Origin of the sequence: Streptomyces sp. NPDC002698 (assembly GCF_042888945.1) — a bacterium.
In the GTDB taxonomy this organism is placed as follows: domain Bacteria; phylum Actinomycetota; class Actinomycetes; order Streptomycetales; family Streptomycetaceae; genus Streptomyces.
The window spans coordinates 42,102-55,778 of sequence record NZ_JBIAQM010000029.1; the positions used below are offsets into that span (position 1 = coordinate 42,102).

10 protein-coding genes and 1 pseudogene are annotated in these 13,677 nt (G+C 71.6%); 4 read left to right on the plus strand and 7 right to left on the minus strand.

The features are described from left to right. From ACFYW9_RS30645 to ACFYW9_RS30655, 3 genes are all read right to left on the minus strand, one after another. Positions 1-226, minus strand: a 226-nt coding sequence (locus ACFYW9_RS30645) for a PAS domain S-box protein (protein ID WP_389157100.1), incomplete at its 3' end; no start/stop codon positions are given. 358 nt (positions 227-584) lie between these two features. Next, on the minus strand, positions 585-2,561 hold the full coding sequence (locus ACFYW9_RS30650) for an N-acetylmuramoyl-L-alanine amidase (protein ID WP_389157103.1): 1,977 nt from the start codon (positions 2,559-2,561) through the stop codon (positions 585-587). Positions 2,562-2,823: 262 nt separating this feature from the next. Continuing rightward, entirely contained in the window at positions 2,824-3,963 is a 1,140-nt protein-coding gene (locus tag ACFYW9_RS30655) for an aminoglycoside phosphotransferase family protein (protein ID WP_389157106.1), read from the minus strand. On the opposite strand from ACFYW9_RS30655, the gene ACFYW9_RS30660 reads away from it, so the two are divergent. Continuing rightward, positions 3,962-4,135, plus strand: coding sequence for a hypothetical protein (locus ACFYW9_RS30660; protein ID WP_326789599.1), 174 nt, complete (start codon positions 3,962-3,964; stop codon positions 4,133-4,135). The genes ACFYW9_RS30655 and ACFYW9_RS30660 overlap by 2 nt on opposite strands. A 59-nt stretch (positions 4,136-4,194) precedes the next feature. Continuing rightward, a complete protein-coding gene (locus ACFYW9_RS30665) occupies positions 4,195-5,697 on the plus strand; it encodes a hypothetical protein (RefSeq protein ID WP_389157109.1) in 1,503 nt (500 codons plus the stop codon). Between the two features lie 242 nt (positions 5,698-5,939). Here ACFYW9_RS30665 and ACFYW9_RS30670 read toward each other — a convergent pair whose 3' ends face one another. From ACFYW9_RS30670 to ACFYW9_RS30680, 3 genes are all read right to left on the minus strand, one after another. Further along, complete coding sequence (locus tag ACFYW9_RS30670; RefSeq protein WP_389157112.1) at positions 5,940-7,406, minus strand: PP2C family protein-serine/threonine phosphatase; 1,467 nt, start codon at positions 7,404-7,406, stop codon at positions 5,940-5,942. A 281-nt stretch (positions 7,407-7,687) separates the two neighbouring features. Further along, positions 7,688-8,371 (minus strand): TetR/AcrR family transcriptional regulator, encoded by a 684-nt coding sequence (locus tag ACFYW9_RS30675; protein ID WP_389157115.1) that lies wholly within the window; start codon positions 8,369-8,371, stop codon positions 7,688-7,690. 227 nt (positions 8,372-8,598) lie between these two features. Next, complete coding sequence (locus tag ACFYW9_RS30680; RefSeq protein ID WP_389157118.1) at positions 8,599-9,612, minus strand: Gfo/Idh/MocA family protein; 1,014 nt, start codon at positions 9,610-9,612, stop codon at positions 8,599-8,601. 201 nt (positions 9,613-9,813) lie between these two features. Between ACFYW9_RS30680 and ACFYW9_RS30685 the strand changes: the two are divergent. Then, positions 9,814-10,720 (plus strand): annotated as a pseudogene (locus ACFYW9_RS30685) (amino acid permease); the annotation flags it as partial. A gap of 78 nt (positions 10,721-10,798) precedes the next feature. Further along, positions 10,799-12,061, plus strand: a complete 1,263-nt coding sequence (locus tag ACFYW9_RS30690) for an arginine deiminase (protein WP_389157121.1) — start codon at positions 10,799-10,801, stop codon at positions 12,059-12,061. A gap of 29 nt (positions 12,062-12,090) precedes the next feature. Here ACFYW9_RS30690 and ACFYW9_RS30695 read toward each other — a convergent pair whose 3' ends face one another. Then, on the minus strand, positions 12,091-13,659 hold the full coding sequence (locus tag ACFYW9_RS30695; RefSeq protein ID WP_389157124.1) for an FMN-binding glutamate synthase family protein: 1,569 nt from the start codon (positions 13,657-13,659) through the stop codon (positions 12,091-12,093). Between the last annotated feature and the right edge of the window lie 18 nt (positions 13,660-13,677).

Genomic DNA, 13,677 nt, shown 5'->3' on the forward strand with positions numbered 1-13,677 from the left:
CGGTGCCGTTCTTGCGCAGTCCGTGGAGTTCGAGTCCCGCGCCCATCGGGCGGACCTGCCGGTTGTCGGCGTATCCGTCGCGGTGACGGTGGTGGTGACCGCGGAAGCGCCCCGGTACGAGCAGTTCCACCGGGTGGCCCAGAAGCTCCTCGCGGGTGTAGCCGAAGAGGGCTTCGGTCTGGGCGTTGACGAGTTTGATGGTTCCGGTGTCGTCGACGATGACCATGGCGTCCGGTGCCGCCTCCAGCAGACCCCGAAACCTTTCCTCGGCCCCCGCCGGCGCGTCGTTGCGCGGTTCGCCACCGCACTCGCATCGCCGGGGGGCCGCCGCACCGGCCGGCCGCGTTGAAGTCTCTTTGACGAAGTTGCCCATGCCTGCCCCAGGGTGTTCCGTGTTCCGTGAACGGCCCATCAGAGCGCACGGAGAGAAGCCGCGCCGTTACATGTCGTTAACTGGCCCGACCGCGGCCGAACCTGTCCTCGACGGCGCTTTCCCTGGCCGGTTGCCGGTGTCAGTCATTGTCTTCGGCGATCCGGACGCCGGGCCCGCCCCGCACGGGCCCGGCCCCGGACCGCCGGACGCCCTACGGGACCAGGTCCACGTCCGCCGCCCGCACGAACTGCACCCGGTGCCCGAACTGGATCTCGTAGTACATGTCCGTGCCGATCACGACCCGGTGCGGTGCGGTGTCGAAGGTCGGCGCGTAGAAGTACTCGCCGGGCACCTTGTCGCCGGCCGCGTAGCGCTGGCCGGCGAGGATCTTGTACGGCAGGGGTGAGACCACCTGGACGGGCACGCCCGCCGGGTACGCCTCCTTCTCCGGGTACGCCCTGCCGTACACGGGGATCTCCGCCAGGCCCGCCTTGGGTGTCACGGCCGGCCCCGACGCCCTCACCGCGGTCGGCTGCTCGCGCGGGTTCTCGAACCAGGCCTTCTGGCCCAGGTACCAGATCGCCGTCCAGTCGCCGTCGCGTCCGGCGAGCGCGTACCGCTGTCCGGTGGAGACACGCGAGCCGACGTCGTTCACCCCGGTCGTCGAGGCGTCGCCCTTCGGGTACAGGCCGATGTCCTGGACCAGCGGCGCGTTCTCGTCCGGCCGGGAGTACAGCCGGACCTCGCTGGAGCCGTGTGCGGCGCAGGGCTCGCCCTTGGTGACGCAGCCCGTGTACACCGGCTGGTTCGCGTCGAAGTCGGGCAGGACCGTCACCAGGTCACCGCCCTTGCCGAGCGTGGGGTGGAACGGGTGCCCGAGCAGGGTGAAGTAGTGCTGCCAGTCCCAGTACGGGCCCGGGTCCGTGTGCATCCCCGGGATGGTGGAGGCCGTGGGGCCCGGTACGTTGTCGTGCCCGAGAATGTGCTGCCGGTCCAGCGGGATGTCGTACTTCCGGGCGAGGTAGCGGACCAGACGGGCGGAGGCCCGGTACATCTCCTCGGTGTACCAGGTGTCGGGCGCGGTCAGGAAGCCCTCGTGCTCCAGGCCGATCGACTTCGCGTTGATGTACCAGTTGCCCGCGTGCCAGGCCACGTCCTTGGCCTTCACATGCTGGGCGATGTGCCCGTCGGTCGAGCGCAGGGTGTAGTTCCACGACACATAGGTCGGGTCCTGGACGAGGTTCAGCACACCGTCCCAGGTGCCTTCCGTGTCATGGATGACGATGTACTTGATGCTCTGCGACGCGGGGCGGTCGCCCAGGTCGTGGTTGCCGTAGTCGCCCTCGCCGAACTCCTCGTACGGGGCGGGGATCCACTCGCAGGACACGGTCCTCGGGCACTCGGTGCCGTCGGCGGAGGCCGTCCGCAGTCCCGCACGGCGCAGCTGAGCGGTGTCCGGGTCCAGCCCGGGCCGAGCGGCGAGCGTCACCTGCTGGCCGGCGTCCGTGGTGCGCCGCTCGCCGGTGCGCATCACGTCGTACGCGTCGTCGGCGTAGGCCGCGGCGGTGCCGCTGTCGTCCGCTCCCGAGAAACGTGCCACCGCTCCGTACCAGTCGGAGGGGTCGTCGCTCAGGGGCTCGCCGAGGTCCCGCTGCGCGGCGGCCAGGAGCGCCGCGCCGCCCGCGACGTTCGCCGCCGCGTCGGTGCGCAGCAGCTTTGCCGGCAGGCCGGTCAGGCCGGCGGCCTTGGCCAGTGTCGTGAGCCGGGCCGGGAGCCGGGACTCACCGGGTACCTGGGTGTCCGGCAGGAGCGCGGGGCGCGAACTGTCGCCACGGGCGTCCTCCGCGCCGTCGCCGTGATGCGGAGTCGCGGCGATCGCCGTCCGGGCGTCGGTCAGGTGCATGGGGCCGTAGCCGCCGGTGACGCTCGGAGCACCGTCGTGCGTGTCCCAGCGGGACTGGAGATAGGAAACCGCGAGCAGCACACTCTGCGGGACGTGGTACTCGCCGGCCGCGGCGGCGAAAGCCTGCTGCAACCGGGTCGTGGGCACTTCCTCGGCCGAGCCCGAAGGGGCCGCGCCGAGCAGCGGCAGCAGCAGCGCCGCCGAGGCGACGGCTCCTGCGGTTCTGCGCGCGCGTCTGTGCCTGGTGGTGTCGGTGCCCTTGGGTTCGGTGGCGGACCGATGCAAAGCAGCCTCCTGGGACGGTCGAGCGCGGTGGGGCGTGCGAGAGCCGAACGCGTCAGTGCTATCGGCTCTCCGACGATCCGTCAATCATGCGCAGCAGGAGGCGATTTCCCATGTCAGCGTGGGGTGAGCGGGGTTTCGTGGCGGCGGCCTCCCGGCCTGCGGGGCGTCAGTGGCCTGGACCAATGCCCCGAACGGCGGGTCGTGCACGAGGGAGGTCCGCGGTGCGCCGGTGTGCCGGCGTCACCGCGGACCTCCGTCCCCTTCAGCGAGTGCCGACCGCCGCACGCACGGCCCGGCGGGCCAGCTGGCAGTCGTCGTGCAGCCGCCTCAGCAGCAGCCGCTGTTCCTCGCCGGACGGCGCAGCAGCCGGGTGGGCGGGGCCCGCTGCCGCCGGGGCCGCGTCGTGCAGGGAACGCTGCACGGCCATCTCGTACGTACGGATCTCGCGGGTCAGGACGATCATCAGGTTCACCAGGAAGGCGTCCCGGGCCGTCGGGCCCGCCGACTGCGCGAGCTGGCTGATCTGACGTCGCGCCACGGGAGCGTCGCCGAGGACCGCCCACAGTGTCGCCAGGTCGTAGCCCGGCAGATACCAGCCCGCGTGCTCCCAGTCCACCAGCACTGGACCGGCCGGTGAGAGAAGCATGTTGGACAGGAGGGCGTCGCCGTGGCAGAACTGGCCCATGCCCTGGCGGCCGGAGGACGTCGCGATGCCGTGCACCAGTTTCTGGAGGTCACCCATGTCCCGGTCGGTGAGCAGCCCCAGCTCGTGGAAGCGGGAGATCCGTTCCGCGTAGTCCAGCGGGGCGTTGAAGGTCCCGGCCGGCGGCCGCCAGGCGTTCAGCCGGCAGACCGCGCTCAGCGCGGCGCGGATGTCCGCGCGGGGCGGGGCCTCGACCGGGTGGCGCTGGAGCGCGGCCACCCGGCCCGGCATGCGCTCGATCACCAGTGTGCAGTTGTCCGGATCCGCCGCGATCAGCCGGGGCACCCGAACAGGCGGGCGGTGCCGGACGAACAGACGGTATGCAGCTATTTCGTGCCTGATCCGCTCGGCCCAGACGGGGGAGTGGTCCAGTAAGCACTTGGCGACGGCCGTACTGCGTCCCGTCGTGCCGACGAGGAGCACGGAGCGTCCGCTGCGGCGCAGCACCTGGACCGGAGCGAACTCCGGACAGATCCGGTGCACCGACGCGATCGCCGTGCGCAGCTGGGCGCCCTGAGGGCCGGACAAGTCGAGTCTCCCGCTGAGCGGTTGGGTGCCGAGCCCCGGCACGCGCCGCGTCCGGCCGGCACCGAGCACGGGGGCCGCCTGACGTGCGGGGTCGAGGTAAGGGCCGCTGCCCACCGGGCGGGGGTGCAACGACCGGGGCGGAGCGGACACGGAGGACGATGCTGTGTACATGGGCGAAACAGATCCCTTCGTGTGCCTGCGAGTTGCCGCGCTGCCCGCCCCGGCCGCCTGGTTCATCCTGGGGAATGTCCCTGGCAACCGGGTCGGGGTGGCGCGTTCCTACCTGACACCCGACGTCCACTGGCACACCATCTGGCGCACCCTGGCGAACCCTGGCGAATAGTCGCTCAGCAACTGACAGGCGGTTACTGTCGAAATCAGCCGAGAACCTGGGGGCTTGACGTGAACGGACAACCCAACACTCGTCTGTCGGACCTGTTCGGCCTGGCCGGCTGGTCCAAGGGTGAACTCGCGAGGCTGGTCAACCGGCAGGCGGCGGCCATGGGCCACCCCCAGCTGGCGACCGACACCTCGCGGGTGCGGCGGTGGATCGACATGGGAGAGATCCCGCGTGATCCGGTGCCGCGGGTGCTGGCGGCTCTGTTCACCGAGCGTCTCGGCCGTGTCGTGACCATCGAGGACCTCGGTCTGGTCCGGCACGGGCGCGCGGGGAAACGGCAAGGCGCCGCCGGGAGTGCGGAACATCCCGACGGAGTGCCGTGGGCGCCCGACCGAACCGCCGCGGTCCTCACCGAATTCACGGGAATGGACCTCATGCTCAACCGACGCGGCTTGGTGGGCGCGGGTGCCGCGCTCGCCGCGGGATCCGCACTCAGCCCTGCCATGCACGACTGGCTCCGCAACGATCCGGCCCTCGCGGCCGACGCTCCGAAGTTCGAGAACCCCCTGCACGCCGACCCCGCCGGGTTCGACCGATACGAGGCCGCCCCCATCGGGTCGCAGGAGATCGAGGAACTGGAGCGCTCCGTCGAGGTGTTCCGGGCCTGGGACGCGGCCCGCGGTGGCGGGCTGCAACGCAAGGCCGTGGTGGGCCAGCTCAACGAAGTGGGAGGCATGCTCTCCTACCGGCACCCCGACCATCTCCAGCGGCGCCTGTGGGGCGTCGCCGCCAACCTCGCCGTCCTCGCGGGCTGGATGTCGCACGACGTCGGCCTGGAGCCCACGGCCCAGAAGTACTTCGTCATCGCCGCCCACGCGGCCCGCGAGGGCGGCGACCGGCCCCGCGCGGGGGAGGCGCTCTCCCGGGCGGCCCGTCAGATGGTGCACCTGGGCCGGCCGGACGACGCGCTCGACCTCATGAAGCTCGCCAAGTCCGGGTCCGGGGACGAGGTGCTGCCCCGCACCCAGGCGATGCTGCACACCATCGAGGCCTGGGCGCAGGCGTCCCTGGGCAAGGGGCAGGCCATGCGGCGCACCCTGGGTGTGGCGGAGGACCTGTTCGTCTCCGACCGGGGTGACGTCCCTCCGCCCAGCTGGATGCAGCTGTTCGACGAGGCCGACATGCACGGTATGCAGGCGCTCGCCTACCGCACGCTCGCCGAGCACGAGCCGGCCGCCGCGGCGACCGCGCAGCGTCACGCCAAGGAGGCGCTGAAGCTGCGGGAGTCGGGGCGGGACCGGTCGAAGATCTTCGACCACATCTCGCTCGCCTCGGCCTGCTTCATCGCCGACGATCCCGAACAGGCCGACCGCTACGCGCGACTGGCCCTGACGTCGATGGGCGCCAACTCCTCCCATCGCACCTGGGACCGGCTGCGCGAGATGTACCGGCTCACCGGTCAGTACTCCAGCTATCCGAAGATCAGCGATCTGCGTGAGGAGATCAAGCTCGCGCTGCCGAAGGGTTCGCTCAAGCCCCGGCGCGGCGACGGCGCGCGAGTCTAGGGCGCCGACCGCGGGGGCCTAAGTGCTCTACGTCTCCCGCGCGAGCGGGTGTTCGGCGCCGGCAGTGCCGCGGCGGTTCGGCTGACAACGGCGTCAGCCGCCGTCAGGGAGGATGCCGGTCCCGGCCGTCTCTCCGTCTTGTCCGGCTCGGTCTCGTCCGGCTCGGTCTCGTCCGGCTCCCCCTCGTTGTGCTCCGGTGCCGTCGGGCTCCGGTGTTCCAGGCGTTCCCGGCGTCCTCGGCGTCAGGATCCGATCCGGGCGATGAGGACACAGGCGTCGTCCTCGCGCTCGGCCGCGCCGCATTCCTCGACAACCATCCGAATACAGTCCTGGGCCGTACGGGCCTCGCCGAAGCGTGGGGCCAGGTCGAGCAGCCTCTGGACGGCCGTCACCGCTTCCTGACGTCCGGTTTCGTCCGGGTGAGGGGCCCCTGACCGCCGGGGGACCAGCCCCTCGGTGTGCAGGAGCAGCAGGTCGCCCGCGCGGAGGGTTTCCTCGGCCTGCCCGTAGACCGCGCCGGAGGTGGCTCCGAGCAGGACGCCGTCCGGTGCGGCCAGCGCGCGCCCCGTCCCGTCGCGGTACAGCAGCGGGACGGGGTGTCCTGCCTGCGCCCAGCTGAGGGTGCGGGTCTCGGGGAGATAGCGGCAGCAGACGGCGCTGCCCAGGGCGGGCTGGACGGTGGCGTCGAGCAACTGATTGAGCCAGGAGAGGAGTTGACCGGGCTGGGTGCCCGCCACCGCCATGCCGCGCAGGGCACCGAGCAGCATCGCCATTCCCGACGTCACGCCGACTCCGTGGCCGGTGAGGTCGCCGACGCTCAACAGGGTTTCCCCGTCGGGGAGTTCGAGGGCGTCGTACCAGTTGCCACCGATCAGCGCGCTGCTCGACGACGGCAGATAGCGGGCCGCCACGTCCAGCGCCCGGGGTCCCTGGCGCGGGAAACGCAGGGAGCCGCGCCAGGGCGGCAGCACGGCCTCCTGGAGTTCGACCGCGAGCCGGTGCTCGGTCCGTGCGGCGTGCTGCTGGCGCTGGAGGGATTCCCGGGTCTCGCCCACCGTCCGCTGGCTGCGGCGCAGTTCGCTGACATCGCGCAGCACGGCCCACATCGAGGCGGTGCTGCCGTCGGCGTCGAGCACGGGCTCGCCCATCATGTGCACGGTCCGCACTCCACCGTCGGGTCGCACGATGCGGAACTCCCCGTCGATGGGTTTGGCGTCGATGAGGCAGTCGGTGACCATCGTCGTCAGCATCGGCCGGTCCTCGTCGAGGACCAGTGAGGGCAGCTCGTCGAGCGTGAGCGGGGGAGCGGCGGCGTCGCGGCCCAGGAGTTGGTAGAGCTCGCCGGACCAGCTCGCCTCGTCCGTCAGCAGGTTCCACTCGGCGCTGCCGACCCGGCTCAGCAGGGAGCCCTGCCGGGGTGCGGCCGGCGCGGTCCGGGCGGCGGCGGTGGCCTCGGGCGGGACGGGCAGCTCCGTCGGTCCGTCCCGAAGTTGGGCCAAGTGCGCGTCCAGATCGTTCAATTGATGCAGTGCCAGATTGCACAGCGCGCGCTGCCAGCGTCCCTGCGCGTCCTCTTCGTCGACGGGTGCCTCACGCCGTACGGCGTCCACCTCACCACGAAGGCGCCGCGTCTGCGAGATGAGCGCGTCGACCGTGCCGCGCCGGGGCGGCTGGGCGGCTGGGCGGTCCGCAGAGAGATGGGGTGGCATGACGTACTCCGATGCGGGACGGTACGACCTGGGCGACGGAAGGACCATCACGACTGTCGCACAGCCCGCGACGCACTGTAAGTGATTTGGCAACACCCGATACGGTCATGCTTCTGGTATATGCCGCAGTCCTCCCGGAGTGGGTGACCGGTCCCGATGAAGTAGTCGCCGTTCGGCGTCAAGTCGTAGACACCGTACGCGAGTTGACGGTCGCGGGCGGTCCCGTGCGAGGCTTTCACTCTGCTGTTCGAGGGGCGTTTGTGCGAGTGCTCGGGGCCCGTTCAGGGCGAGCGCGTGAACTCCGCCACCTCGGCCTCGTAGAGAGGGGACGGGTCGATGCCCATCGACGTGAAGTTGCCCTCGATCTCCAGGGCGACGATGCCGTGCAGATGAGCCCACAGCAGCGTGGAGCGTGCGGCGACCGCCTCCGGCACGTCCTCGAAGCCGTGCCGCTCCCGCCACTCGGTGAACTGCGCCGCCGTGCCGCGCGGGACGTGCGGCTCCGGCTCGGTCAGGGCGCTCACCGCGTCCAGGAGTACGGTCATGGCCGGCTGTGAGGCCTCGACCAGGCTCGCGGCCTGGGCGTCGTAGCCCTGGAGCGGTGCGCGGAAGAGCAGCCGGTAGCGGTGCGGCTCGGCCAGTGCCCAGGCCCGGTAGGCGTGGACCAGCCCGGTCAGCCGGGCGGCCGGGTCCGCCGGGCCGGCCTCGGCGGCCGCCCGGGCGAGCGCCGACGCCAGGTCTCCGTAGGCGTCGACGACGAGGTCGGTCAGCAGGCTGTCGCGGTTGGCGAAGTAGCGGTAGAGCGCGGGGCCCGTCATGCCCAGCTGCTTGGCGATCGCGTTGAGCGACAGCCCCTCCGGGCCGCCCTCGGCGAGCTGGCGCAGCGCCGCGGTCTTCACCTCCTGGCGCACCTGTGCGCGGAACCGGTCGCGCGGGCCGGTCCCGCTCCGGGTGTCTGCGGCCACGTCGTCGCCTCTTCGTGTCGGGTGCGGAAGCTGGTTCTGTTAGAGCCTATCACGAACGAGACAGTCGGTAACGGAAGAGTCTCACGCACGTGATACGCGATGGCCGGGGCCCGTACTGGCATATGCCATCCGGTGGCTCGTCCCGGATGCGGTGGCGCGGCGGGCGGGCCGGTCCACCGGACCGGCCCGCCCGGGAGCGTCGCGGCCACCGCGCGTCGGTGGCTCGGTCAGGCGTAGAGGTCCGGGCGCGGGGCGAGTTCGACGGTCACCCGGCCGCCGCTCTCCAGCGCCCGGACTCCCGCCTCGGCGACGGCGGACGCCGCGTACCCGTCCCAGACCCCGGGCCCGGTGACCCGGCCGGCCCGGGTGGCGTCCACCCAGGCCTGCACCTCACGGTCGTAGGCGTCGGCGAAGCGCACGAGATAGTCCTGCGCCACCTCCTCGTGTCTGCCGTCCGCCGTCGTGACGGCCATGGAGCGCTCGTCCCCGATCAGGGCGCTCCCCGACTCGCACACCGCCTCGCACGCCACCTGGTAGCCGAACCCGCAGTTCACGAAGACCTCGACATCGACCAGGGCGCCGCCGGCCGTCTCGAACAGGACGAACTGAGGGTCGATCAGCCCCTCGGGCGCGGTCGAGGACGACCGGGGGCGCAGCACGGTCACCGCCGTGAGCTCCTGCCCCAGCAGCCAGCGCGCCGCGTCTATCTCGTGCGAGACGGAACTGTTGACCAGCATCTCCGAGGTGAAGCCGGGCGGCGAGGACACATTGCGGTGGGTGCAGTGCAGCATGAGCGGGCGGCCCAGCCGGCCGCTGTCCAGCAGGGACTTGAGGCGCCTGTACTCGGCGTCGTACCGGCGCATGAACCCGACCTGCGCCAGCCGCCGCCCGAGTCGTACCTCCGCCTCCATCACCCGCAGCGCCCCGGCCGACTCCGGCACCAGCGGCTTCTCGCACAGCACGGGAAGACCCCGGGCGAACGCCGCGAGCAGGGCCTCCTCGTGCGCGGGGCCGGGGGAGGCGACCAGTACGGCATCCACCCCGGGAGCGTCGAGCGCGGCCGCCGCCTCGGCGTGGACCGACACGCCGTCGATGCCGGCCGCCGCCTCCTCGGCGCGACCGGTGTCGGGATCCGCCACAGCGGCGACTCTCGCACCGCTCACCACCTGGTCCAAGCGGCGTACATGGTCGGCTCCCATGTGGCCGGCACCCAGTACCGCCACACCCAACAGCTCACTCACGCGGTGCGCACCTCTCCGACGACTGCCGGGCCGTTCCGTCCCGGTGGTCCGATTGTCGGCCGCGAAGATCGATGACGCAGCACCCTGACGCCGGCCTTTGGTCGCACAATCCGGGCAATCGGTTGCTAATCTCACCCGCGTCGCCGATTGACGTTGCCGCATCGTGGTCGCGCACGACGATGCCCTTCCCGCAGGACACCCATGACGCAGGCCGACACGGAATCCGAGGCGGCACCGGCCGCCAAGCTGACCCTGGTCACGCTCTCCATGATGGTCGTCGGCTCCATGGTCGGCGCCGGGGTGTTCTCCCTCCCGCGGCGGTTCGCCCAGGAGACGGGTGTGGCGGGCGCGCTGATCGCCTGGGCCGTCGCCGGTACCGGCATGCTGATGCTCGCCTTCGTCTTCCAGACGCTCGCCGTCAGCAGGCCCGACCTCGACGCGGGTGTCCACGCCTACGCCAAGGCCGGCTTCGGCGAGTACCTCGGATTCTTCTCGGCGTTCGGCTACTGGGCCAGCGCCTGCGTCGGCAACGTGACCTACTGGGTGCTCATCATGTCGACGATCGGGGCCCGTCGCGCCCGCGCTCGGCGACGGGGACACCGTCCTGGCCGTCGTGCTCTCCTCGGTCGGTCTGTGGGCCTTCTTCTTCCTGATCCGGCGCGGGGTGAAGGAAGCGGCGGCCATCAACCGGATCGTCACCGTGGCCAAGATCGTTCCGATCCTCGTCTTCATCGTGCTGGCGCTCTTCTATCTGAAGCCCGGTGTCTTCGCCGAGAACTGGGGCGGCGCCGCCTACGCGGGCTCACTCTTCGAGCAGGTCAGGGGCACCATGCTGGCCACCGTCTTCGTGTTCCTCGGTGTCGAGGGGGCGAGCGTCTACTCGCGGCACGCGAAGCGCCGCGAGGACGTCGGCCGGGCCACCGTCCTCGGCTTCCTCAGCGTGTTCGCCGTCTTCGCCTCGGTCACGATCGTGTCGTACGGGCTCCTGCCCATGGCCGAGATCGCGGAGCTCAGGCAGCCGTCGATGGCCGGAGTCCTGGAGAGCGCGGTCGGCGACTGGGGCCAGGTCTTCGTCAGCGTCGGCCTCATCGTCTCGGCCGCCGGTGCCGTCACGGGGATCGCCGCCCTGGCGCTGGGCTGGATCAGTCTGTGACCCGTCGGCCTCCGGCCTGGAGAAAGGCACACCGTGACCAGTGAAGACACCACGAGCCGTCCCGCGTACGGCGTCCACTCCGAGGTCGGCAGGCTGCGCAAGGTCCTGGTCTGCGCACCCGGCCTCGCCCACCGCCGGCTCACCCCCACCAACGCCGACGACCTGCTCTTCGACGACGTGATGTGGGTGGAGAACGCCCAGCGCGACCACGCCGACTTCGTCGACAAGCTGCGCGGGCGCGGGGTGGAGGTCGTGGAGCTGCACGACCTGCTCGCCCGGACCATGGCCCTGCCCGCGGCGAAGGACTGGCTCCTCGACCGGAAGATCACCGCGAACGAGGTCGGACTCGGACTCGTCGACGGCACGCGGGCCTTCCTGGAATCCCTCGAACCCGCCGCCCTCGCCCAGTTCCTGATCGGCGGACTCTCCACCGCGGACCTGCCCGACGAGTTCCGCACCGGCTACCTCTCGCTGGCCCGCGAGTCGACCGGTGCGCGCGAGTACCTCATGCCGCCGCTGCCCAACACCCTCTACACCCGCGACACCACGTGCTGGCTCTACGAGGGGGTGACCCTCAACCCGCTCTACTGGCCGGCCCGGCACGACGAGACGCTCCTGATGAAGGCCGTCTACTCCTTCCATCCGGACTTCACGGGCTCCAAGGTGTGGTGGGGCGACCCCGAACTCTCCTGGGGCCAGGCCACGTTCGAGGGCGGCGACATCATGCCGGTCGGCAACGGCGTCGTCCTCATGGGCATGAGCGAGCGCACCTCACGGCAGGCCATCAGCCAGGTCGCGGCCGCCCTGTTCCAGGGCGGCGCGGCCGAGCGCGTCGTCGTCGCGGGCATGCCCAGGCTGCGCTCCGCGATGCACCTCGACACCGTCTTCACCTTCGCCGACCGCGACCTCGTCACCCTCTATCCGGCCATCATGGACTCGGTGCACACCTTCTCCCTGCGGCCCAGTGACAAGGCCCCCGGGGTCGAACTCACCGACGAGGGCTCCCGCGCGTTCACCGACGTCGTGGCCGAGGCGCTGGGACTGTCCGGACTGCGGGTCGTCGAGACCGGCGGCGACGTGTACGCCTCCGAGCGGCAGCAGTGGGACAGCGGCAACAACGCCGTCGCCCTGGAGCCCGGCGTGGTCTTCACCTACGACCGCAACACCCAGACCAACACCCTGCTGCGCGAGGCCGGCATCGAGGTCATCACCATCGTCGGGTCCGAGCTGGGACGAGGGCGCGGCGGCGGTCACTGCATGACCTGCCCCATCGTGCGGGACCCCGTGGACTTCTGACCGCCGGCGCGGGCCGGCCGCCCGGCGGCTCAGAAGGAGTCCGGATCGGCGGCGGCCCAGTCCGCCGCCCAGGCCGGGGGAGCCGCGGCCGGCAGCACCCCGGGCGCGAGCCACTCGTAGAGTTCCGCGTACGACCTCACCGTCGTCGGTCCGACGCGCCGCAGCAGCCGGTGAGGTGTGAGCTCGCCGGGATCCCGCACGCCCATCGCGGCCATGATCCGGCTCGCGCTGTGCACGGTGGCCCGCTGGTAGCGCCGCACCCGCTCGGCCTTGTCGGCCACGTCCAGCGCGCGGAACCGGCGCGGATCCTGGGTCGTCACACCGGCCGGGCAGGTGTTCGTGTGGCACCGCCGGGCCTGGACGCAGCCGACGGCGAACATCATCGCGCGGGCGGAGTTGGTGTAGTCGGCACCCTGGAGAAGGCGTCTGACGATGTCCGAGCCGGTCGCGACCCTGCCGCTCGCACCGATCCGGACCCGGTCGCGCAGGCCGGTGCCGACCAGCGCGTTGTGCACCGTGATCAGACCCTCGGTCAGCGGTGTGCCGATCGTGCCGGCGAACTCCGGGGGCGCGGCCCCCGTGCCGCCCTCGGAGCCGTCCACGACGACGAAGTCGGGTGTCACCCCCTCGGCGAGCATCGCCTTGCAGACGGCGAGGAACTGGCGCCGCGAGCCGACACAGAGCTTCAGGCCGGTCGGCTTGCCGCCCGCCAGCTCGCGCATCCGGGCGACGAACAGCACCAGCTCCCTCGGGGTCGAGAACATCCGGTGGTACGGAGGCGACACCACGGTGACGCCCTCGGACACCCCGCGCGCCCGCGCGATCTCCGCGCTCACCTTCACCCCGGGCAGCACCCCGCCGAACCCCGGGTTCGCCCCCTGGGAGAGCTTCAGCGACACGCACTTCACCTCGGGCAGCGCGGCCTTGTCCTTGAACTCCCGCTCCTCGAAGTCCCCTTCGGCGGTACGGCACCCGAAGTACCCCGTACCGATCTCCCAGATGAGGTCACCGCCCCCGCGCAGGTGATGGTCCGACAGGCCGCCCTCGCCGGTGTCCTGGGCGAAACCCCCCAGCGCGGCGCCCCTGTTGAGGGCCAGGACGGCGTTCGGGGACAGGGCTCCGAAGCTCATCGCGGAGACGTTCAGCAGAGCCATGTCATAGGGCTGGGCGCAGTCGGGGCCGCCCACCCGGACCACGGGCGGTTCGTCCGGAACCTCGACCGGGCGCATCGACGGCTCCAGGAACTCATAGCCGTCCCCGTACACGTCACGCTCCGTGCCGAACGGCTCCCCGGCCTCGACGCCCTTCGCCCGCTCGTACACGAGGGTGCGGACCGCACGGTCGAAGGGCCGCCCTTCGACGCGGCGCCCGGCGAAGTGCCGCCGTCGCTCCGGGCGCCGCGCCTCCGGCGGGAAGCCCAGACGGCCGAGCAGCGGATAGTTGCGCGGCACGGAGTGGCGGCGCTGCGTCAGGTCATGGCCGCCGAGCGAGGTCAGTGCCAGCAGCGGGCCCGCCGCGCACCACCACCACGCGGAGACGGCGCCCACCAGAAGCAGCGCCCCGGCCGCACCGAGGGCGACGAGCAGCAGTGGGAGCATCCGGCGCACACCAGGAGT

What these genes read in the sequence shown, in the direction of transcription:
- ACFYW9_RS30660 (WP_326789599.1), top strand. Translation starts at nt 3,962, where the DNA reads ATGGGCGAAACAGATCCCTTCGTGTGCCTGCGAGTTGCCGCGCTGCCC.
- ACFYW9_RS30655 (WP_389157106.1), bottom strand. Translation starts at nt 3,963, where the DNA reads ATGTACACAGCATCGTCCTCCGTGTCCGCTCCGCCCCGGTCGTTGCAC.
- ACFYW9_RS30670 (WP_389157112.1), bottom strand. Translation starts at nt 7,406, where the DNA reads ATGCCACCCCATCTCTCTGCGGACCGCCCAGCCGCCCAGCCGCCCCGG.
- ACFYW9_RS30695 (WP_389157124.1), bottom strand. Translation starts at nt 13,659, where the DNA reads ATGCTCCCACTGCTGCTCGTCGCCCTCGGTGCGGCCGGGGCGCTGCTT.